Below are 20,118 nucleotides of genomic sequence, written 5' to 3'. Positions count from 1 at the left end.
ACCACAAAGGGGCGTTTCCCGCCTGCCTTTACGGTGATTTTACCGGCACAAATCAGGAACTTAGGGGGGTTGCCGGCCAGCGGCCGGCGCTACCGGGGGCTGGGGGTCGGAGCCCTTCCCTGCGGAAAGGGATCCGACCACGACCCTGCCTGCCTCAACCGCCGAAGGCGGCGCGCATGTTCTCGACGGTCGGGTTCAGGATCACGCCACGTTCGGTCACGATGGCGTCGATCAGCTCACCCGGGGTTACGTCGAATACCGGGTTCCAGGCGGCGATGCCCTCGGCCACGGTGCGGGTACCGCCCACCCCGTACAGCTCGCCCGGGTCACGCTGCTCGATCTCGATCTGGCTGCCATCCACGGTCTCCATGTCCACCGTGGAGGACGGGGCCACGACCATGAACTTCACCCCATGGTGGCGGGCGGCGATGGCCAGCTGATAGGTACCGATCTTGTTGGCCGTATCGCCATTGGCGCAGATGCGGTCAGCGCCGACGATCACCCATTGCACCGCGCCGGTCTTCATCAGGTGCGAAGCCGCCGAGTCGGCGATCAGCGTCGCGTCGATGCCATCCTGCTGCAGCTCCCACACGGTCAGGCGCGCGCCCTGCAGCCACGGCCGGGTCTCGCCAGCGAACACGCGGGCGATGCGATGCTGGGCCATGCCGGCGCGGATCACCCCCAGGGCGGTGCCGAAGCCAGCGGTGGCCAGCGAGCCGGTGTTGCAGTGGGTCAGCACGCCGCTGCCCGCTTCGATCAGGCCTGCACCGAGCGCGCCCATATGGCGGTTGGCGGCCAGGTCTTCCTCGGCGATGGCCTGCGCCTCCGCCTCCAGCAACGCCTTCCAATCGGCACCGGCGGCAGTCAGGCAACGACGCATGCGCGCCAGCGCCCAGGCCAGGTTCACCGCCGTCGGGCGCGAAGCATTGAGCCGCTGCAGCGCTGGTTCCAGCTGCTGCAGGGCATGCACGCCATCAGCTGCATGCACATCCCGCGCAGCCAGCACCACGCCCCAGGCAGCGGCAATGCCGATCGCCGGCGCGCCGCGCACGGTCAGCGCATGGATCGCCGCAGCAACCTCGTCGCTGTCATGGCAGACCACGTGTTCAACCACGAACGGCAGCTTGCGCTGGTCGAGCAGTTGCAGGGCTTCGCCTGTCCACAGGATCGGGCGGATGTGGTCGTAACGGGCGTAGTCGATGTCGGAGGCAGTGTTCATGGGCCCATTGTAGGGCCAGGCCCCACGTGGTTGGAGCCTGCCCGGGCTCAATTCACCGAGAATTCGGCCCGGCAGCCGCCGTCCACCCAGATCCCGTTGCGGCTCCAGCCCCAGGTGCTGCCCTCTTCGCACGGCGTGCTGGACAGCTGCTGGGTGACGACCGCTCCAACGGAAATGCTGGCACCGCAGAAGCGGCGCTTCTTCGACTTCGACTCGCAGGTCAGGCGCCGCGGCACGTCGACGAAACGACCCTCCTCGTCGGCCACTTCGAAATCACCCTGGCAGCCACGCGTGGTCCAGACTTCATTGCGCTTGTAGCCCCAGCCCTGCCCCTCCCGGCACGGAAGCACCGACAACTGGCGCAGCAGGCGCACCGGGGCGCCATCGAGCCGCACCGGGCAACTCTGCGGGCGACCATTGGACTCACAGCGCACCACGCGGCGCACCAGGCGCTTGCCCTGGGTGCTGGCCGGCGCTGCCGCTCCTTGCGCACGGCGTGCACGGAACTCGGCACGGCAGCCAAGAGTGACCCACACACCACTGCGGTCGGTCCCCCACTCACTGCCGCGGATGCAGCTGTTGCTGGACAGCTGGCGAACCAGGTCGATGCCGTTGCTGACATCGATATCGCAGTGCACCCAGGCCATGTCACGCGATTCGCAGGTCACCACTTCGCCGTCATAGCCGGCCTGCTGGGCCAACGCCGACGACGGTGCGAACACCCCCCATATCGCGAGGGAGTACACCGGTGCAGCGACGACCGCGAACCACTTGACCAAAGGCTTCCCCACGAGACTGGATGAACTGCCATGCCAGTGTGAGGCACGTGGGATGATGAGAGCATCATCATGCTTGCTGAATCAAGCGCGAAATCCGTCGATTCCGTTCAGCCTGCAGATTTCAGAAAGACCCGAAAACTCAGGCGTGGGCAAAATCGTAGGCCAGCACATCGGCGATGCGCGGCGTGCGGTTCATCGCCATCAGCAGGCGGTCGATGCCCACCGCCACGCCGGCACAGGCCGGCATCGACGGCAGCGCTGCCAACAGCGCCTCATCCAGCGCCGGCTGTACCTGCCCACGCTCGTGCCGACGCTGCAGATCATGCTGGAAGCGCGCACGTTGCTCCTGCGCGTCATTCAGTTCGTGATAGCCGTTGGCCAGCTCCACCGCCCCCAGGTACAGCTCGAAACGCTCGGCCAACGGCGGTGTGCCGGGGCGGATGCGCGCGAGCGCGGCCTGGCTGGCCGGCCAGTCATGGACCGCGGTCATGACCGCGTCATCGAAGTGCGGTTGGATGTGGTGGGTCATCAGCAGGTCCAGCCAGTCGTCGCGGGTCAACCCGACCGGATCGATATGCACGTCGCCCAGTGCGGCACGCAGCGCGGCTTCGTCGGCATCGAACGGATCCACGCCTACATGCTGCTGGAACAGCTCGCGATAGCTCATCACGCGCAAGCGGGCACTGCGCCCGACCAGCGCCAACGCCTGCCCGACCAGCTCGGCGGTTTCCTGCACCAGCCGATGGTGGTCCCAGCCGACCCGGTACCACTCCAGCATGGTGAATTCAGGATTGTGGCGACCACCCGCTTCGCCATTGCGGAATACGCGGCCCAGTTCATAGCAGTCGCCGACGCCTGCAGCGAGCAGGCGCTTGAGCGGATACTCCGGCGAGGTCCGCAACCAGCGGCGGCGGCCACCGGCATCAACATGCCCGGTGAAATCGGTGTGGAAGCTGTCGATGTTCGGCTCGGTGTTGCCGGCCACCGACAGGATCGGGGTTTCCACTTCCAGCACATCGCGCTCGGCGAAGAAGCGGCGCAGCAGCGCGTTCAGCGCGGCGCGCTGCTGCAGCGCCCGCAGCAGGGCCTCGCTCACAGGATGCCCTCCGGGCGCGGATGGTCCAGCGGCAGGGTCAGCAGGTCACGGGTGTCGTCGATGTAGCCGCTGGCCAGGTACAGGCGTCGGGCCAGTTCGTTGTGGTGGTTCACTTCCAGGCGCAGGCGGCTGACGCCACGACCGCGTGCGCGCTGTTCGCAGATCGCCAGGGCCTGTTTGCCGCGACCACGACCGCGCGCGCGATGGCTCAGGTACAGCTCGTCCAGCAGCATGAAGTGACCGCCCTGCTCCAGGCTGAAACCCATCGCGATCACCGCATAGCCGACCACCTCGCCGGCTTCGTCCAGCCACAGCAGTACTTCACCGTTGCGCGGGTCGGCCAGCAGTGCATCCACACCGCGACGCACGCGGGCGTCGTCGAAGTCGATCTTGTCTTCGGCGTAGAACTCGCGCATCAACGCGATCAACAGTTCCTCATCGGCACGGGTGGCCAGGCGGAAGTCCAGCGGGGCGGTCTGCATCGGTGTTCCTTTGTATTTCATGCCGGCCGCAGGAGCGCCCGGCGGAGGCTTCATTCGTGCTCGGCGAGATAGGCCAGCAGGCGGTCTTCGTCCCACACCGGCACGCCCAGCGACTGCGCCTTGTCCAGCTTGGAGCCGGCCTCGGTACCGGCCACCACGAAGCTGGTCTTCTTCGACACACTGCCGGAGACCTTCGCACCCAGTGCCTCCAGGCGCTCCTTGGCGGCATCGCGGGTGAGCTGGGCCAGGGTGCCGGTCAGCACCACGGTCTGTCCATCCAGCGGGCCGGCGACGATCTCCGCAAGCGCGGGGGCCTTGACCAGGATCTGCCGCATCGCTTTCTCAGCGGCCAGCAGCATCGCGCCGTGGCCCTCGGTATCGAGCCACTCGGCCAGGCCACGCGCAGTATCGTCGGGCAGGCCTGCATTGACGAACTGACCATGCTCGGCGTCGAGCACTGCCTGCGCGCCGGGCAGCGCAGCGACCAGTTTTTCCGCACGAAGGCGGGTGATGCCGGGAATCTCCGATTCCACCATCAACTGCGCCAGGTCCAGGCCCTCACGCAGCTTGGCACTGGGGGCGTGTGCATCGCTGATGCGTACCTGGCCGACCTGCAACAGATCATCGATGGCCTGCTGGTTTCCCTGCTGCTCGAAGAAATGACCGAGCGAGCGGGCTACTTCGCCACCGATGTCCGGCACCCGCTTGAACAGCGGCCACGGCAGGTGGCGGATCAACTCCAGATCGCCAAACCACTGCGCCAGCGCCTTGGCCGTGCTTTCGCCGACGTGTTCGATGCCCAGTGCGAACAGCAGCCGCTCCAGCGTGGCCGCACGGCTGGCGTCGATCGCCGCGATCAGGTTGTCAGCCCACTTGGTGGCGATCTTCTTCGTGTTCCATTCAAAGCTGGCCGGCTGCACCAGTGCCTGCGCGCGCCAGCCTGGATCGTTGCCGTCCAGCTTGAGCACGGCATTGAGCACCGCGCCGCTGCCTTCGGCAGGCAGATGCAGCTTCAATGCGGCAGCCAGTGCCGAAGGATCTTCGGCATCCAGCACCAGTTTCAGGTGCAGCAGCTGGTCACGGCTGAGCCGGTACAGGTCGGCCACGCTCTTGACGATGCCGGCGTCAACCAGGGTCTCGATGTATTTGTCGCCCAGGCCGTCGATATCCATCGCGCGGCGCGAGGCGAAGTGCGCGATGGCTTCCTTGCGCTGCGCCGGGCAGGACAGCTCGCCCGAACAACGCCACGCCGCCGCTCCCTCCTCGCGCACGATCTCCGAGCCACACACCGGGCACTGCGTCGGCATCTGCCACGGCGTGGTGCCCTGCGGACGACGGTCGAGGATGACGCTGACCACTTCCGGAATCACGTCACCCGCACGTCGCACGATCACGCTGTCGCCGACGCGCACATCGAGGCGCGCGATCTGGTCGGCGTTGTGCAGGGTGGCGTTGGAGACGATCACACCGGCCACGGCCACTGGCGCCAGGCGCGCGACCGGCGTGGCGGCACCGGTGCGGCCGATCTGGATCTCGATCGCTTCCACGGTGGTGCTCTGTTCCTGCGCCGGGAACTTGTGTGCGATGGCCCAGCGCGGTGCGCGCGAGACGAAGCCCATCGCCTGCTGCCCGGCGCGGTCGTCCAGCTTGTAGACCACGCCGTCGATATCGAACGGCAGGCCATCACGGCGCTCGCCGATGTCACGGTAGTAGCCAAGCAGGCCATCGGTGCCATCCACCACCTTGCACAGCGCACTGACCGGGAAGCCCCAGCTGCCGAGCTGTGCCAGCGTGCCCGAATGGGTATCGGGAAGCTCGCCACCCTGCACCTCGCCGGTGCCGTAGGCGAAGAAACTCAGCTTGCGCTGCGCGCTGATCTTCGGGTCGAGCTGGCGCAGCGAGCCGGCTGCAGCATTGCGCGGATTGGCCAGCACCTTGCCACCCTGCAGGCGCGCACGCTCGTTGTAGGCCTCGAAGTCGGCGCGGGCCATGTAGACCTCGCCGCGTACTTCCAGCACATCCGGCCAGTCCTTGCCGTGCAGGCGCTTGGGGACATCGCCGATCTCGCGCAGGTTTGCCGTCACGTCTTCGCCAGTGCTGCCATCACCGCGGGTCGCGCCCAGTACGAAATGCCCCTCTTCGTAGCGCAGGCTGATTGCCAGGCCGTCCATCTTCGGCTCTGCCGAGAACTGCAGGCTGCGGCGGCCCAGGCGCTCATCGATGCGACGCACGAAATCGGCCACTTCCTCATCGCTGAAAGCATTGGACAACGACAACATCGGCACCGCATGGCGCACCTCGGCGAAACGGCCCGAGGGACGCGCTCCAACCTGCTGGGTAGGGCTGTCGGCACGGGCCAGTTCCGGATGCTCGCGCTCCAGCGCTTCCAGCTCGCGCACCATCCGGTCATAGTCGACGTCGGGGATCTCCGGCGCATCCAGCTCGTGGTAGGCGCGGTTGGCCTGGGCGATCTGCCGGCGAAGGTCTTCGGCGCGTTCGGCGGGGCTGGGGCTCATCGGGATCCGGTGGTTCTGGGATGGCCGGGAATTCTACCGCGCCCGGGCGTCAGGCCCTGTAACACCACCGCCTTTGTTGCGTCGAGCTTGCTCGACTGCTCCCCCGCTCTGGCAGATACCAACCACTCCCCCGCTCCGGTAGGTGCCAACCATTCCCCGCTCTGGTAGGTGCCAACCTTGGTTGGCACATCTGTAGTCGAGCACGGCTCGACTCTACAAAAAGCAGCTTGCCGCCCGCCCCCACCAGCGCTAGCGTGCAGCAGCCAACCTTCGGAACCCCGCCCGTGACCCTGCCCGCCTCCCGTCGCCGCTTCCTGCAACTGGCCGGTGCCGGCCTTGCCGTGGCCGGCAGCAGCCTGCCCCGCCTGGCCCAGGCCCAGCCTGCTGCGGCCACAACGCCGACTCCCAGCGAGGGCGCGGTACTGCTGAACTTCAATGAGTGCCCGTACGGCCCCTCACCCGCTGCCCAGCAGGCGGCACGCGAGAGCATCGCAAGCTGCGGCCGCTACCGCTTCGAGCTGGCGGGCCAGGTGCGCGACGCTTTCATCGGGCAGGCCGGCATCCCGGCCGATCATGTGCGCCTCTACCCCGGCTCCAGCGAACCGCTGAATCGTGCGGCCACGCTGTGGACCGGCCCGCAGGCAGGACTGGTAGTTGCCGACCCGACCTTCGAAACGCTGGGCGAAGTGGCCGCCGCACACGGCGCGCACGTGCAGAAGGTGCCGCTGCGCGATGACGGCGCGCACGACCTGCGTGCGATGGTTGCTGCCGCACATGCGCACCCGACCGGGCTGCTGTACGTGTGCAATCCGAACAACCCCACCGGCTCGATCAGCCCACCGGTCGAGCTCGCCTGGCTGCTGGCCAACAAGCCTGTGGCCACCCGTGTACTGGTCGACGAGGCCTATCTGCAGTACAGCGAGCAGCCCAGCCTGATCGGCCAGGTGGCCCAGCGCGATGACCTGATCGTGCTGCGCACGTTTTCCAAGCTGTACGGCATGGCCGGTCTGCGCCTTGGCGTGGCCGCTGCACATCCGGACCGGCTGCGTGAACTGGCCAGCCTCGGCGACAACCCGCTACCGGTACCGGCACTGGCGGCGGCGCTGTCCAGTCTGCGGGATCCGCAGCTGATCCCGCAGCGACGCCTGCAGAATGCCAAGGCACGCCAGGCCACCGTCGCGTGGCTCGGCAAGCGCGGTTTCAACTGCGTGCCTTCGGAGGCGAACTGCTTCGTGGTCGACGTCCAGCGTGACGGCGGCGCGTTCGCCAAGGCAATGGCGGAGAACGGCGTGGTGATCGGTCGCAACTGGCCGATCTGGCCGCAGCGCGTGCGGGTGACCGTCGGTACCGAAGAGGAAATGGCGGCGTTCCGCCAGGCGTTCGCGAAGGTGGCTGGCGTACCGGCGTAACCCCATCCGGGTGGATGCCGGCCGCTGGTCGGGGTGGGTGCCGACCGCTGGTCGGCACACCGGAAAAAACGCTTTTACCAGCGCGGGGTCTTGGTCAGCGGCGGTGCCTGGTGCTGGCGATCATAGGCACGCAGCTCGTCACGGATGTGTGCGATGCGCTGACGACCCAGGGCATTGCGGCCGTCATCCAGCACCACGCCGTCGAGCAGTTCGGCCATGCGCTGCACGGTCGGCAGCATCTTCTCCCAGGCATCCAGCGCGGTCAGCGGTGCCGGCAGGGTCAGGAAGAAGGCGATGGCCGGAGTTTCCATGGCGCGGATGTTGGCCATGTCGAAGCTGCCCGGATTGATGACGCTGGCCATCGAGAAGATCGGTCCGCGCTCGGGATAGCCCTCCACCAGGCGGTGGAACACGTTCATATGGCCGAAGACCAGGCCGGTCTTCTCGGCGGCCACTACGATGTCCTCCCCGCGCAGCTGCTCGCCGGCGCGGGCCGCCACCAGCAGCGAAACGATCTTGTCGAAATCCTGGGTGGCGCGCTTGCCGAGGTCGCTGGCTGCGCCCAGATCGGTGTCGGGGAGACCGAGTTCGGCCTGCTCGCCTTCCCCGCCCATTCCCGGTTCAATGCGGCCATCGGCCACGGGGACGCCGTCATCGCCCAGCACCGGCTCGCGGCGTTGACCGCTGGTCGGTTCCGCGCCTTCCACGCGGCGCCCCTGGGGCTTCTTTTTCGGACGGCCAAACAGGAAGATCGCGGCGATCAACAGCAGGCCGGCGGCCAGGATGCCGATGCGCAACAGTGCCGTGTCGGACATTCGATAGGTTCTCCGGCTAGTTCATTCAGGTAACTAGGATGGCACGTCAGGCCGCGCCCGCCAATCGTGCGGCTTCTTCCAGGTCCACGCTGACCAGGCGGCTGACGCCCGGCTCGCGCATGGTCACGCCCGACAGCTGGTGCGCAGCCTCCATCGTCGCCTTGTTGTGGCTGACGAACAGGAACTGCACCTTCTCGCTCATTTCCTTGACCATGTTGGCCAGGCGGCCGACGTTGGCCTCGTCCAGCGGCGCGTCCACCTCGTCCAGCAGGCAGAACGGCGCGGGGTTCAGCTGGAAGATGGCAAACACCAGCGCTACCGCGGTCATCGCCTTCTCGCCACCGGACAACAGCGAGATGCTGGACACGCGCTTGCCCGGCGGGCGCGCCATGATGGTCACGCCGGTGTCGAGCAGGTCTTCTCCGGTCAGTTCCAGGTAGGCATGGCCGCCACCGAACAGGCGCGGGTACAGGGCCTGCACGCCGGCATTGACGCGGTCGAAGGTGTCCTTGAAGCGGCCGCGGGTCTCGCGATCGATCTTGCGGATGGCATCTTCCAAGGTCTCCAGAGCGGTGGTCAGGTCAACATGCTGCGCGTCCAGGTACTCCGATCGCTGCGAGGCCTCTCCGTACTCGTGGATGGCAGCCAGGTTGACCGGCTCCAGCCGGCGCATGCGGCCGTCGATCTGGTGCACGGCCTGCTCCCAGTCGCCCAGGCGGGCTTCTTCGGGCAACGCGTTGAGCACATCCTGCATCACGAAACCGGCCTTCTCCACCGCAGCCTGCAGCGTGTCGGCACTGAGCACCAGCGCCTGCTGGTCCAGCTTGCGCTGGGAAATACGCTCGCGCTGGGCCAGTGCCTGTTCGTCGCGCTGGTGGCGGGTCTGCTCGTAATTGCGCAGTTCGGCATCAATGCCGTCCAGCAGCGTACGCGCCTCGGTCAGCACACGGTCGGCACGCACGCGCTCTTCCAGCGCGTTCTGGTGCTCGGCCTGCAGCGATTCGACCGGCGAATCGCCCTCATCGAGCTGCGAGTGCAGTTCGCCCAGGCGTGAATCCAGCTGGCCACGTTGGGTGCTCATGCGCTCCAGCGCCTGGCTCAACGAGGCCACCTGGGCGCGCTGCGATTCCAGGGTCAGGGCCAACGCGTGCGACCGCTCGCGTACCGCACGGGCGGCGTCGCGGGCCAGATCGCGCGCCTCGGTCAACTGACGGCGTTCGCCCTCCAGGCCCTGCCGGTTCGACTCCAGGTCGCCCATGCTGTTGACCGCATTCTCCAACCGCGCACGCGCTTCACGCGCCTGCTCGCGATTGATGTCCAGGGTCTCCAGCAACTGGCTGAGCTCGCCTTCGATGCGGTCGATGCGTGTGCGTGCCGCCTCGACCTTGCCCTGCTGGCCCTGCAGCTGGCCAGCCAGTTCGGACACAGCGCGGTGCGCCAGGTACAGCGCGCGCTGTGCATCCTCGCGCTGCTGTTCGGCGGCCAACAGGTGTTCGCGGAAACCGGCCAGCTGTTCTTCCAGTTCGGCTTCGCGCGATTGCAGCTGCTCGATCTGCTCGCGCAGTTCGTTGATTTCGCGTTCGCGCAGCAGCGCGCCCTGCTGGGCCGCGCCAGAGCGCGCGACGCGCAGCCAGCCCTGGCCCAGGCGCTCGCCGCCCTGGGTGATGATCGAATCGCCTTCGGGCAGGCGGGCCTGCAACGTTTTCGCTTCGGCCAGATCGCTTGCAGCGTGCAGATGGGCCAGCAGGCGACGGATCGCCGCCGGGCCACGCACACGAGCGGCCAGCGAGGTAGGGGCAACCTTCAGATCTGCGTCGCCGCTGGCAACCAGCGCGATACGGCCATCGCCTAGCTCACCCAGTGCATCGACCAGGCTGGCCGGGTCGTCGACCAGCACGCCTTCGATCAACTGGCCAAGCGCGCTTTCCACCGCATTTTCCCAGCCGGCATCAACGTCCAGGCGTTCGCCGACACGCGCCGCCGAATCCAGCCCACGCGCCTTCAGCCACGCCACGGCAGCGCCCTGCTCCTGGCCCAGCGCGGCCTGCTGCAGGGTCTCCAGCGAGGCCAGCCGGCCACGCAGGCCGTTGGCCTGCTTGCGCAGTTCGGCCAGTTCGTTCTGGCCATTCCGCTGCTGCTCCTGCACCGCCGCCACGCCCTGCTTGCGCAGCTCGACGTCTTCACTCAACTCGTCCAGCGCGGTCTTCTGCGTGTCGTGCTGCAGGTGCAGCTGCTCGAATGCTTCTTCCAGCGCGTCCACGTCCAGCCCCGCGCGTTCGGCCGCCAGCGCCTCGCGACGACGGTCGGCATCGAGGACCTGCTTGTCCAGGTAGTCCACGCGGGTGCGCTCGACCTCGCCAGCGCGCGAGGCTTCCGAGCTCTGCGAGGTGTGCTGCTCCCAACGCTGCTGCCAATCGGACAACCGCGCTTCGGCCTCACGCAGGCCTTCCTGCTTGATCTCGTTCTCTTCCTGCAGTTCTTCCAGCTGCGGGGTGGCCGCATCGACCGCTTCGCGCAGCACCATCAGCTTGGCTTCGTCACCACTGATGTGCTGGCCAAGCTCGGCCAGTGCCTGGCGGGTTTCATCGCGCGCCTTGTGCAGGCGCTGCGACAGTTCGCGCTGGTGCTGGATCTGCTGTTCGAGGCGGGCCAGCGTGCTGCCCACCTGGTAGACCTCGGCCTGCGCGGCATTGAGCGCGTCGGCAGCCTCCTCGCGGCGCACGCGGGAAGTCTCGATCCGCGCCTCAGCGTCGCGCTGGTCGGCAATCAGCTGCTGCAGCTTGGTTTCTTCCTGCGACAGCCCTTCGCGCAGCTTGGACAGGCGACCATCCAGGCCACGGTATTCCAGCGCCTTCCACTCCGCATCCTTGACCCGGCGTTCTTCCTGCAACGCCTGGTACTGCTCGGCCTGCTTGGCCTGCCGCTTGAGGTGCTCGAGCTGCTTGGTGATTTCCTCGCGCAGGTCGCCAAGGCGGTCCAGGTTCTCGCGGGTGTGGCGGATGCGGGTCTCGGTCTCCTTGCGGCGCTCCTTGTACTTGGAGATGCCGGCGGCCTCTTCCAGGTACACGCGCAGGTCTTCCGGGCGCGCCTCGATGATCTGGCTGATCATGCCCTGCTCGATGATCGAGTAGCTGCGCGGGCCCAGGCCGGTGCCGAGGAACAGATCGGTGATGTCGCGGCGGCGGCACTTGGTGCCGTTGAGGTAATAGTTGCTGCTGCCGTCGCGGCTGACGGTGCGCTTGACCGAGATCTCGTTGAACGAGGCGTACTCGCCGGAGATCGTGTGGTCGGAGTTGTCGAAGATCAGCTCGACGGTGGCCTGCGAGACCGGCTTGCGGGCATTGGAACCGGAGAAGATCACGTCGGTGAGCGAGTCACCACGCAGGCGGCTGGCCGAACTTTCGCCCATGACCCAGCGCACGGCGTCGATGATGTTCGACTTGCCGCAGCCATTAGGCCCTACCACGCCGGTCATGTTGGTCGGCAGGTGCAGGGTGGTCGGATCGACGAACGACTTGAAGCCGGACAGCTTGATCGTGGAAAGACGCATAGGGTTTCCGGACTGGGGCCGGCGAGCGGCCTGCGTTTACCCTCCAAGTCATTGATCCGATTGGGATCGCTGGCCGTGGAACGGATGTGACGCCCTGAGTATACCGATGTGGCCGTGTTCTACGAATGGGCGTGGAACATTGCCCGGCCGGGGGCGCCGGCCGAGCATCGTCCAGCGCCACGGATCGGACCTCCGCACAAAACAAAACGGGCACCCTCGCGGGCGCCCGTTCTGCGGTGATACCAGGCCTTGCGGCGTGGGATCAGGCCTTTTCGGCTTCGACCACAACCTTGACGGTGGTTTCAACGTCAGCGTGCAGGTGCACCAGGACGTCGTACTCACCGATGTTGCGGAAGGCGCCTTCGCCCAGGATGACTTCGCTCTTGCTGACCGGCAGGCCGGCAGCGGTGAAGGCATCGGCGATTTCGCGGGCGCCGACCGAGCCGTACAGCTTGCCTTCGGTCGAAGCGTTGGCGGCGATGGTGACGCTCGCGCCTTCCAGCTTGGCCTTGCGGGCTTCAGCGTCGGCGTGGATCGACTGGGCCTTGGCTTCGTACTCGGCACGCTTGGCTTCGAACTCGGCCTTGTTGCTCTCGGTGGCCGGCACGGCCTTGCCCTGCGGCACGAGGAAGTTACGGCCGTAGCCCGGCTTCACGTCGACCAGGTCGCCCAGGTTGCCGAGGTTGGTGACTTTCTGCAGAAGGATCAGCTGCATGGTATTGCTCCAGATAAGTTATTCGTTAGCGAGGCTGGGCCCCGCAACTAGGGCTGTCCGAATAGCTGGCACAGCGGGGGCGGCACCGGGCCGCCCCGCCGGCATCAGACGTCGTGGTTGTCGGTGTACGGGATCAGGGCCAGGAAGCGAGCGCGCTTGACGGCGGTCGCCAGCTGACGCTGGTACTTCGACTTGGTACCGGTGACGCGGCTCGGCACGATCTTGCCGTTCTCGGTCAGGTACTGGCGCAGGGTGTTGAGATCCTTGTAATCGATCTCCTTGACACCTTCAGCGGTGAACTTGCAGAACTTGCGGCGACGGAAGAACTTGGACATGTCAGTGCTCCTTAGGCGGCCGAAGCGGCGTCGTCGCCGGCATCGTTGTCAGCGGCGGGGGTGGTTTCGCCTTCTTCGTCATCACGACGACGACGCTCACCACGCTCGGGCTTGTCGCCCTTCTCGTCCTTGCTCTTCATGATCAGCGACTGCTCGGTGTCAGCCTCGTCACGCTTGATGACCAGGTTGCGCAGCACGGCGTCGTTGAAGCGGAAGCTTTCGGTCAGCTCGTTCAGCACGGCCTGGTCGGCTTCGATGTTCAGCAGCACGTAGTGCGCCTTCACCAGGTTCTGGATCGGGTAAGCCAGCTGGCGGCGGCCCCAGTCTTCCAGACGGTGGACGGTGCCGTTGCCGTTCTCGACCAGCGACTTGTAGCGCTCGATCATGGCCGGGACCTGCTCGCTCTGGTCCGGATGGACCATGAACACGATTTCGTAATGACGACTCATGTTTTTTCTACCTTTCGGATGTGGCCTTGCGGCCGGACAGCCCCCCGCCGTTGATACCGCGGTGGGGCAAGGATTCCCGCCAGGGAGGCAGGAAGCCGCGCATTATGGCGCAGATGGGGTGGCCGGGCAACCGGCGGGTCACAGGGCAACCTGAACCGGGGGGCAGCCTTCATGCCAACCAAGGTTGGCCGCTACCGGAGCCCAGCACAGTCCACGAATCCGCCTGGATTCACCCCAGGTCGACGTGAAGGCGATGCTGGCCGCATTCCAGGCACTGGAACAGGCAGCCGACCATCATCCCGTCCCGGCTCAGGTGCGCCAGCACCCAGTCGGCGTCGCGCGGGTTGACTTCGGCCACGTCCGGCCGGACCTGGTCGAGGATGGGCAGGAGGTCCTCGCTGCCGGCAAAGCCGAGGAAGGCGCAGGGCCGTTCACAATGGCTCAGCCAGACCGATTGCTGCCAGGACGAGTAGCCCGGGGTGCGCTCGCAGATCTCCAGCAGCAGCTCACGGGCGATGGCTGGCGGCGGGTCGGCTGGATCAGGGGATACCCCTTCAATATCGCTCCAGCCGGTGAATTCACCCTCGTAACTGGCCGCCGCCCTGCCATCGGCAATACACCATGGGCACAGATACTCCGGTCGCAGGCACGTGTAGAAAGGCCCCCGGTACTGAAGTGTCCGCGCCTGACCGCAGCAGTCACAGACCCCGTCGACCTCTTCGAAGGAGAGGGCGTAGGCGTTGGGGTGATAAATGAAAAGCGGTCGTTCCATCCGTGGATCCCTTCCCTGCCGACCAAGGTCGGCATCTACCAGAGCAGGTTCCGCTAGCGGCGGACGCCAGAACCGGCCGTCAGGCCTTGTCGGCGTCGGTGGTGAAGCTTTCGCCGCAGCCACACTCGGCGGTGGCGTTGGGGTTGCTGAACGTGAACGTTTCGCTCAGGCCGTGCTTGCCGAAGTCGATCACGGTGCCGTCCACCAGCGCCAGGCTCTTGGCATCGACGTAGATCTTCACGCCGTCCTGGTCGAACACGGTATCGCCCTCGCGCTCGTCGCGGGCCAGGTCGGTGATGTGACCCCAGCCCGAGCAGCCGGTCTTGGTCACGCCGAAACGCAGGCCCAGCGCGCCGGGGGTCTGGGCGACAAAGCGCTGCACGCGCTCGAAGGCAATGGGGGTCAGGCTGACGGCCATGGGGCTACTCCAGAGGTACGGGGACATTATAAGGAGCCGTTGCCACGAAAAATGCCTCGCAAGCAGAACGCTGCAACCGGTAAACTCCCGTGTTCACAGATCGAGTCGATCAGCAGAGGATTCAAGTCATGACGGTGGTCAGCGTTGAACATGCGCTTGCCGGGAAGATCCCGGAAGGCGGCGAAGTCACGGTACGCGGATGGGTGCGCACGGTGCGCGGTTCAGCGAATCTGGCTTTCGTGAATGTGAGCGACGGCTCCTGCTTCGCCCCGATCCAGGTCGTGGCCGGCGACAGCCTGGCCAACTTCGATGAGATCAAGCGCCTGACCAGCGGCTGCTCGGTCATCGCCACCGGCACCCTGGTGAAGTCGCAGGGCAAGGGCCAGTCGTTCGAGATCCAGGCCAACGCACTGGAAGTGGTCGGCTGGGTCGAAGACCCGCTCACCTACCCGATCCAGCCCAAGCCGATGTCGCCGGAGTTCCTGCGCGAAGTGGCACACCTGCGCCCGCGCACCAACCTGTTCGGCGCGGTCACCCGCATCCGCAACTGCCTGGCCCAGGCCGTGCACCGTTTCTTCCACGAGAACGGCTTCAACTGGATCAGCACCCCGATCATCACCACCTCCGACGCCGAAGGCGCCGGCCAGATGTTCCGCGTGTCCACCCTGGACATGGTGAACCTGCCGCGTGACGAGAAGGGCGCCATCGATTTCAGCCGCGACTTCTTCGGCAAGGAAACCTTCCTGACCGTGTCCGGCCAGCTGAACGTCGAGGCCTACTGCCTGGCGCTGAGCAAGGTCTACACCTTCGGCCCGACCTTCCGTGCCGAGAACAGCCACACCACCCGCCATCTGGCGGAGTTCTGGATGATCGAGCCGGAAATCGCCTTCGCCGACCTGGCCGAAGACGCGCGCCTGGCCGAAGAATTCCTGAAGTACCTGTTCCGCGCGGTGCTTAACGAGCGCAGCGACGACCTGGCCTTCATCGCCGAGCGCGTGGACAAGAACGCGATCACCAAGCTGGAAGACTTCATCAATGCGCCGTTCGAGCGCATCGACTACACCGATGCGGTCAGCCTGCTGCAGAAGTCCGGCAAGAAGTTCGACTTCCCGGTTGAATGGGGCCTGGACCTGCAGACCGAGCACGAGCGCTGGCTGACCGAGGAACATGTCGGCCGCCCAGTGGTGGTGACCAACTATCCGGAGCACATCAAGGCCTTCTACATGCGCCTGAACGACGACGGCAAGACCGTTGCCGCGATGGACGTGCTGGCCCCGGGCATCGGCGAGATCATCGGCGGCAGCCAGCGCGAGGAGCGCCTGGACGTACTGGACGCGCGCATGGCCCAGTTCGGCCTGGACCGTGAGCACTACAGCTGGTACCGCGACTTCCGCCGCTATGGTTCGGTGCCGCACGCCGGCTTCGGCCTCGGCTTCGAGCGCCTGGTGGTGTATGTCTGCGGTCTGTCCAACATCCGCGATGCGATCCCCTACCCGCGCGCCCCGGGCAGCGCGGACTTCTAAGCCCTACTCGACCACGGAGGTACTGCTCTCCCATGACCCTGTTCTTCGCCCTCTGTTTCGTCGGCGTTGCAGTGGCCGGGTTCAGTGCCTTCGTGATCTTCTGGCCGCTGACCCTGGTGCACGTGCGTGACCGCCATCCGGCGCTGGCCGAGCGCTTCGGCAGCGGCGCCTTCCTCAAGCCCGATGCCCTGGCCTGGCTGCTGCGCCGTGACTATCGCCAGCAGCCTGACCGCTCGCTGTCCGGGCTGGCGACGCCGGCCTGGGTATCGCTGCTGACTCTGCTGGCCGGACTGGGCATGGCTGCCCTGCTCTGGCTGGCCTCGCTCTGGTAACACATCCATGAATGACATCTCCGCTTCGCGCGACAGCTGGTGGCTGGCCAGCCTCGGCAACACCCTGATCTGGGCGCGCCTGCGCGTTCGCCCGGCCGGCACTGCCGAGGTTCTCGACAGCGACGGCAACACGCTGAGCTATGACAGCGAAGACACCGCCCGTTCGCAGCTGTTCGACGCCGAGTTCGTCGAATTTGACGGCCTGGATGAGGAGGACGCGCTGCTGCGCGGTTTCAGCCTGCACGAAGTGCAGCCACCGCAGGCCGACAGCGATGAAGGCCTGCGCGGCCGCATGATCCAGTCGCTGGGCGGGCGCGCCTGACCCTTGCATGTTCACCCCACGCGCATTCGCCGAGACTGACCTGCTCTGGCTGGACCGCCTGCTGGCGCGAGATCCATTCGTCACCGTGCTCACCCCCGGCAGCGATGGCCTGCCGGAGCTGACCCGGATACCGGTGCTGTACCGGCGTGACGGCGAGCGCATCGAGCTGCGCGGTCACTGGGCCCGCGCCAATCCGCAGTCGCGCCATGCCGGCGCGGCCAAGGTCCTGATCGACGGCCCGCATGGCTATGTCTCGGCCAGCTGGTATCCGGACAAGGAGCCCGCCGCTCGGGTACCTACCTGGAACTACGCTGCTGCCGAGCTGCGCGGCCAGCTGCACACCTTCGACGACACCGATGCGCTGGCCGACCTGGTCGGTGCGATCAGTGACCGCTTCGAAGCCAGCGTCGGCCAGGCCTGGCAGTTCAATGCCACGCGCGCCGAACACGGCCCGGAACTGCGCGCCATCGTCGGCTTCTGCTTCCAGGTCGAACACGTGCAGCTGAAGCTCAAGCTGAGCCAGAACCATCCCGATGCCAACCAGCGCGCAGTGATCGCCGAACTGGAACAGCTGGGCACCCCCTCTTCCACCGAGTTGGCGCAGTGGATGCGCTGGCACCACGAACAGGCCGCCCGCAACGACTGAACGCCGCAGATTTCCGCGACGACGCAGCCGGATGGCTGCGGCGCGCCCCCACCCGACGCCAGGGACCCGAACATGAAAGACATCCACAAGCTGCTGCAGAACAACCGCGACTGGGCGGACCGGATCGAGAAGGAAGATCCGGAGTTCTTCCACCAGCTGGCCAAGCAGCAGCATCCGGAATACCTGTGGATCGGCTGTTCCGACTCGCGCGTGCCGGCCAACCAGATCATCGGCATGGCACCGGGCGAGGTGTTCGTGCACCGCAATGTCGCCAACGTGGTCGCGCACACCGACCTGAACTGCCTGAGCGTGGTGCAGTACGCAGTGGACCAGCTGAAGGTGAAGCACATCCTGATCGTCGGCCACTACGGCTGCGGCGGCGTGCACGCCTGCCTGCACAATACCCGTGTCGGCCTGGCCGACAACTGGCTGCGCCACGTCGGTGACGTGATGCAGAAGCACACCGGCATCCTCGATGCGATCGAGACCGACGAGCTCAAGCACGCCCGCCTGTGCGAACTGAACGTGATCGAGCAGGTGGCCAACCTGTGCCGCTCGACCATCGTGCAGGACGCCTGGGCCCGCGGCCAGAAGCTGATGGTGCACGGCTGGGTCTACAGCCTGAAGGACGGGCGCGTGCGCGAGATGGGCATCGACGTCGGTTCGCAGGAAGAACTGCAGCCGGCCTACGAAAAGGCCCTGTCCTACGTCCCGCGCAAGGGCAAGCGCGACTGATCCCTTACGGATGACCACCATGCTCGCTTCGCCGATCAACCTGCACGCCTGGATCGAAGAACACCGCCACCTGCTGAAGCCGCCAGTGGGCAACAAGATGATCGACAACGGCGACTTCATCGTGATGGTGGTCGGCGGGCCGAACTCGCGTACCGACTTCCACTACGACGAAGGCCCGGAGTGGTTCTACCAGCTCGAAGGCGAGATGGTGCTGAAGGTGCAGGAAGACGGCGCGGTGCGCGACATTCCGATCCGTGCCGGCGAGATCTTCCTGCTGCCGGCGAAGGTTCCGCACTCGCCGCGGCGCCCGCCCGGTGGTATCGGCCTGGTGGTCGAGCGCAAACGCCTTCCGCATGAGATGGACGGCGTGATCTGGCATTGCGAACGCTGCAACCACAAGCTGCACGAAGAGTACTTTCCGCTGCAGAACATCGAAACCGACCTGCCCAAGGTGTTCGCGCGTTACCACGCCAGCCTGGAGCTGCGCACCTGCAGTGCGTGCGGGCACGTGGACCCGCTGCCGGCGCCGGCGGCAGGCTGAGCCATCGAACGGTAGTTGCCCACCTTGGTGGGCGCTTGCTTGTACGTGCGCCAACCAGGGTTGGCGGCTACCGGATCATGCGGTGCTGGTGTTGGGCTGGCCGCTACCGGGCCATGCCCCAGGCGCTACACTGGCGGTCCCGTTGCAGCCTGTTGCCCGACCATGTCCGACCTGCTCAGCCGCACCCACGCCATCGCCCTGGACGCCGCCGATCCGCTGCGCCCGCTGCGCAGTGAATTCCTGATTCCGCGCCATGGTGGCGGTGAGCAGACCTACTTCGTAGGCAACTCGCTGGGCCTGCAGCCGCGCGGCGCACAGGCGGCCGTACAGGAAGTGATGAAGCAGTGGGGCGAGCTGGCGGTGGAAGGCCACTTCACCGGCCCGACGCAGTGGCTGTCCTACCACCGCCTGGTGAGCGCGCAGCTGGCCCGCGTGGTCGGTGCGCTGCCCAGCGAAGTGGTGGCGATGAACACGCTGAGCGTGAACCTGCACCTGATGATGGTCAGTTTCTGCCGACCCACGGCCGAGCGCCCGGTGATCCTGATGGAGGCGGGTGCATTCCCGACCGACCGCCATGCGGTGGAGGCGCAGATCCGCTTCCATGGCTTCGACCCCGCCGAGTGCCTGGTGGAAGTACAGCCGGACGAGGCCAACGGCACGATCTCACTGGCAGCGATCGAACGTGCCATCGCCGAACACGGCCCGCGCCTGGCGCTGGTGCTGTGGCCGGGCGTGCAATACCGCACCGGTCAGGCCTTCGACCTCGATGCGATCACCCGTGCCGCGCGCCTGCAGGGCGCGCGCATCGGCTTCGACCTGGCGCACTCGGTCGGCAACCTGCCGCTGCGCCTGCACGACGTGGCGCCGGACTTTGCCGTGTGGTGCCACTACAAGTACCTCAACAGCGGCCCGGGCGCGGTGGCCGGCGCCTTCGTGCACGAGCGCCACCATCGCGACACCAGCCTGCCGCGCTTTGCCGGCTGGTGGGGCCATGAAGAGTCCACCCGCTTCCAGATGGCACCGCAGTTCACCCCGGCCATCGGTGCCGAAGGCTGGCAGCTGAGCAATCCGCCGATCCTCGGCCTGGCGCCGCTTCGTGCCTCGTTGGAGCTGTTCGAGCGTGCCGGCATGGAATCGCTGCGCAGCAAGTCGCTGGCGCTGACCGGCATGCTCGAAGCGCTGGTGCGCGCGCGCCTGCCTCAGGTGCTGGACATCATCACCCCGGCCGACCCGCAACGCCGCGGCTGCCAGCTGTCGCTGCGTGTGATCGGTGGCCGCGAACGTGGCCGCGCACTGTTCGAACACCTGCGCGGCATCGGCGTGCTCGGCGACTGGCGTGAGCCCGACGTGATCCGCATTTCGCCCACCCCGCTCTACAACCGCTACCTGGACGTGCACCACTTCGTCGAGGAAGTGGAAGCCTGGGCCGGCCTCTAAGCCGGCCCCTCCCCTACTGCTGGACAG

At 66.6% G+C, this 20,118-nt stretch carries 20 protein-coding genes; 8 read left to right on the top strand and 12 right to left on the bottom strand.

Annotated features, from left to right (window positions below; all coding sequences use genetic code 11):
- Positions 1–154: 154 nt before the first annotated feature.
- The 5 genes from mtnA to ligA all read right to left on the bottom strand — a co-directional run bounded on the left by mtnA (position 155) and on the right by ligA (position 6,098).
- On the bottom strand, positions 155–1,219 hold the full coding sequence (mtnA, locus tag DI041_RS03145; protein ID WP_136638255.1) for an S-methyl-5-thioribose-1-phosphate isomerase: 1,065 nt from the start codon (positions 1,217–1,219) through the stop codon (positions 155–157).
- 47 nt (positions 1,220–1,266) lie between these two features.
- Positions 1,267–1,998 carry a DUF3011 domain-containing protein gene (locus DI041_RS03140; RefSeq protein ID WP_046986789.1) on the bottom strand — a complete coding sequence of 244 codons (732 nt, stop codon included), beginning with the start codon at positions 1,996–1,998 and terminating at the stop codon, positions 1,267–1,269.
- A 139-nt stretch (positions 1,999–2,137) separates the two neighbouring features.
- Entirely contained in the window at positions 2,138–3,094 is a 957-nt protein-coding gene (gene epmA, locus DI041_RS03135; protein ID WP_136638257.1) for an EF-P lysine aminoacylase EpmA, read from the bottom strand.
- On the bottom strand, positions 3,091–3,576 hold the full coding sequence (locus tag DI041_RS03130) for a GNAT family N-acetyltransferase (RefSeq protein WP_006376440.1): 486 nt from the start codon (positions 3,574–3,576) through the stop codon (positions 3,091–3,093). Before DI041_RS03130 ends, epmA begins: the two co-directional genes overlap by 4 nt.
- A gap of 50 nt (positions 3,577–3,626) precedes the next feature.
- Entirely contained in the window at positions 3,627–6,098 is a 2,472-nt protein-coding gene (gene ligA / locus DI041_RS03125) for an NAD-dependent DNA ligase LigA (RefSeq protein WP_211195179.1), read from the bottom strand.
- Positions 6,099–6,376: 278 nt separating this feature from the next.
- Between ligA and DI041_RS03120 the strand changes: the two genes are divergently transcribed.
- A complete protein-coding gene (locus DI041_RS03120; RefSeq protein WP_136638259.1) occupies positions 6,377–7,501 on the top strand; it encodes a pyridoxal phosphate-dependent aminotransferase in 1,125 nt (374 codons plus the stop codon).
- 74 nt (positions 7,502–7,575) lie between these two features.
- On the opposite strand, the gene zipA is transcribed toward DI041_RS03120, so the two are convergent.
- The 7 genes from zipA to DI041_RS03085 form a co-directional block, all read right to left on the bottom strand.
- A complete protein-coding gene (gene zipA, locus DI041_RS03115) occupies positions 7,576–8,316 on the bottom strand; it encodes a cell division protein ZipA (RefSeq protein ID WP_046982626.1) in 741 nt (246 codons plus the stop codon).
- A gap of 46 nt (positions 8,317–8,362) precedes the next feature.
- Positions 8,363–11,866 (bottom strand): chromosome segregation protein SMC, encoded by a 3,504-nt coding sequence (gene smc, locus DI041_RS03110; protein ID WP_136638260.1) that lies wholly within the window; start codon positions 11,864–11,866, stop codon positions 8,363–8,365.
- 262 nt (positions 11,867–12,128) lie between these two features.
- Positions 12,129–12,581, bottom strand: coding sequence for a 50S ribosomal protein L9 (gene rplI / locus DI041_RS03105; RefSeq protein WP_046982628.1), 453 nt, complete (start codon positions 12,579–12,581; stop codon positions 12,129–12,131).
- Positions 12,582–12,685: 104 nt separating this feature from the next.
- Entirely contained in the window at positions 12,686–12,916 is a 231-nt protein-coding gene (gene rpsR / locus DI041_RS03100) for a 30S ribosomal protein S18 (RefSeq protein ID WP_002804494.1), read from the bottom strand.
- Positions 12,917–12,927: 11 nt separating this feature from the next.
- Complete coding sequence (gene rpsF / locus DI041_RS03095; RefSeq protein WP_136638262.1) at positions 12,928–13,365, bottom strand: 30S ribosomal protein S6; 438 nt, start codon at positions 13,363–13,365, stop codon at positions 12,928–12,930.
- 229 nt (positions 13,366–13,594) lie between these two features.
- Positions 13,595–14,137 carry a CbrC family protein gene (locus DI041_RS03090; RefSeq protein WP_136638264.1) on the bottom strand — a complete coding sequence of 181 codons (543 nt, stop codon included), beginning with the start codon at positions 14,135–14,137 and terminating at the stop codon, positions 13,595–13,597.
- A gap of 79 nt (positions 14,138–14,216) precedes the next feature.
- Complete coding sequence (locus DI041_RS03085; RefSeq protein WP_006376495.1) at positions 14,217–14,555, bottom strand: HesB/IscA family protein; 339 nt, start codon at positions 14,553–14,555, stop codon at positions 14,217–14,219.
- Between the two features lie 128 nt (positions 14,556–14,683).
- Between DI041_RS03085 and asnS the strand changes: the two genes are divergently transcribed.
- The 7 genes from asnS to kynU all read left to right on the top strand — a co-directional run bounded on the left by asnS (position 14,684) and on the right by kynU (position 20,091).
- Positions 14,684–16,078 carry an asparagine--tRNA ligase gene (asnS, locus tag DI041_RS03080; RefSeq protein WP_046982630.1) on the top strand — a complete coding sequence of 465 codons (1,395 nt, stop codon included), beginning with the start codon at positions 14,684–14,686 and terminating at the stop codon, positions 16,076–16,078.
- A gap of 32 nt (positions 16,079–16,110) precedes the next feature.
- Positions 16,111–16,410, top strand: a complete 300-nt coding sequence (locus DI041_RS03075; RefSeq protein ID WP_005417403.1) for a hypothetical protein — start codon at positions 16,111–16,113, stop codon at positions 16,408–16,410.
- 7 nt (positions 16,411–16,417) lie between these two features.
- On the top strand, positions 16,418–16,732 hold the full coding sequence (locus tag DI041_RS03070; RefSeq protein ID WP_136638265.1) for a hypothetical protein: 315 nt from the start codon (positions 16,418–16,420) through the stop codon (positions 16,730–16,732).
- A 7-nt stretch (positions 16,733–16,739) separates the two neighbouring features.
- On the top strand, positions 16,740–17,378 hold the full coding sequence (locus DI041_RS03065; RefSeq protein WP_136638266.1) for an FMN-binding negative transcriptional regulator: 639 nt from the start codon (positions 16,740–16,742) through the stop codon (positions 17,376–17,378).
- A 72-nt stretch (positions 17,379–17,450) separates the two neighbouring features.
- Positions 17,451–18,113 carry a carbonate dehydratase gene (gene can / locus DI041_RS03060; RefSeq protein WP_014037740.1) on the top strand — a complete coding sequence of 221 codons (663 nt, stop codon included), beginning with the start codon at positions 17,451–17,453 and terminating at the stop codon, positions 18,111–18,113.
- A 19-nt stretch (positions 18,114–18,132) separates the two neighbouring features.
- Positions 18,133–18,654 (top strand): 3-hydroxyanthranilate 3,4-dioxygenase, encoded by a 522-nt coding sequence (locus DI041_RS03055; protein WP_046982653.1) that lies wholly within the window; start codon positions 18,133–18,135, stop codon positions 18,652–18,654.
- Positions 18,655–18,816: 162 nt separating this feature from the next.
- Positions 18,817–20,091 carry a kynureninase gene (gene kynU / locus DI041_RS03050; protein ID WP_136638267.1) on the top strand — a complete coding sequence of 425 codons (1,275 nt, stop codon included), beginning with the start codon at positions 18,817–18,819 and terminating at the stop codon, positions 20,089–20,091.
- Positions 20,092–20,118: the final 27 nt, after the last annotated feature.

The sequence above is a fragment of the Stenotrophomonas maltophilia genome (assembly GCF_004920835.1).
In the GTDB taxonomy this organism is placed as follows: Bacteria; Pseudomonadota; Gammaproteobacteria; order Xanthomonadales; family Xanthomonadaceae; genus Stenotrophomonas; species Stenotrophomonas maltophilia_AQ.
This window is presented reverse-complemented; position numbering and strand designations above follow the sequence as displayed.

Coding starts and splice junctions, on each gene's coding strand:
- mtnA (WP_136638255.1), bottom strand. CDS start 1,219: ATGAACACTGCCTCCGACATCGACTACGCCCGTTACGACCACATCCGC.
- DI041_RS03130 (WP_006376440.1), bottom strand. CDS start 3,576: ATGCAGACCGCCCCGCTGGACTTCCGCCTGGCCACCCGTGCCGATGAG.
- zipA (WP_046982626.1), bottom strand. CDS start 8,316: ATGTCCGACACGGCACTGTTGCGCATCGGCATCCTGGCCGCCGGCCTG.
- smc (WP_136638260.1), bottom strand. CDS start 11,866: ATGCGTCTTTCCACGATCAAGCTGTCCGGCTTCAAGTCGTTCGTCGAT.
- rplI (WP_046982628.1), bottom strand. CDS start 12,581: ATGCAGCTGATCCTTCTGCAGAAAGTCACCAACCTCGGCAACCTGGGC.
- rpsR (WP_002804494.1), bottom strand. CDS start 12,916: ATGTCCAAGTTCTTCCGTCGCCGCAAGTTCTGCAAGTTCACCGCTGAA.
- rpsF (WP_136638262.1), bottom strand. CDS start 13,365: ATGAGTCGTCATTACGAAATCGTGTTCATGGTCCATCCGGACCAGAGC.
- DI041_RS03090 (WP_136638264.1), bottom strand. CDS start 14,137: ATGGAACGACCGCTTTTCATTTATCACCCCAACGCCTACGCCCTCTCC.
- DI041_RS03085 (WP_006376495.1), bottom strand. CDS start 14,555: ATGGCCGTCAGCCTGACCCCCATTGCCTTCGAGCGCGTGCAGCGCTTT.
- asnS (WP_046982630.1), top strand. CDS start 14,684: ATGACGGTGGTCAGCGTTGAACATGCGCTTGCCGGGAAGATCCCGGAA.
- DI041_RS03075 (WP_005417403.1), top strand. CDS start 16,111: ATGACCCTGTTCTTCGCCCTCTGTTTCGTCGGCGTTGCAGTGGCCGGG.
- DI041_RS03070 (WP_136638265.1), top strand. CDS start 16,418: ATGAATGACATCTCCGCTTCGCGCGACAGCTGGTGGCTGGCCAGCCTC.
- DI041_RS03065 (WP_136638266.1), top strand. CDS start 16,740: ATGTTCACCCCACGCGCATTCGCCGAGACTGACCTGCTCTGGCTGGAC.
- can (WP_014037740.1), top strand. CDS start 17,451: ATGAAAGACATCCACAAGCTGCTGCAGAACAACCGCGACTGGGCGGAC.
- DI041_RS03055 (WP_046982653.1), top strand. CDS start 18,133: ATGCTCGCTTCGCCGATCAACCTGCACGCCTGGATCGAAGAACACCGC.
- kynU (WP_136638267.1), top strand. CDS start 18,817: ATGTCCGACCTGCTCAGCCGCACCCACGCCATCGCCCTGGACGCCGCC.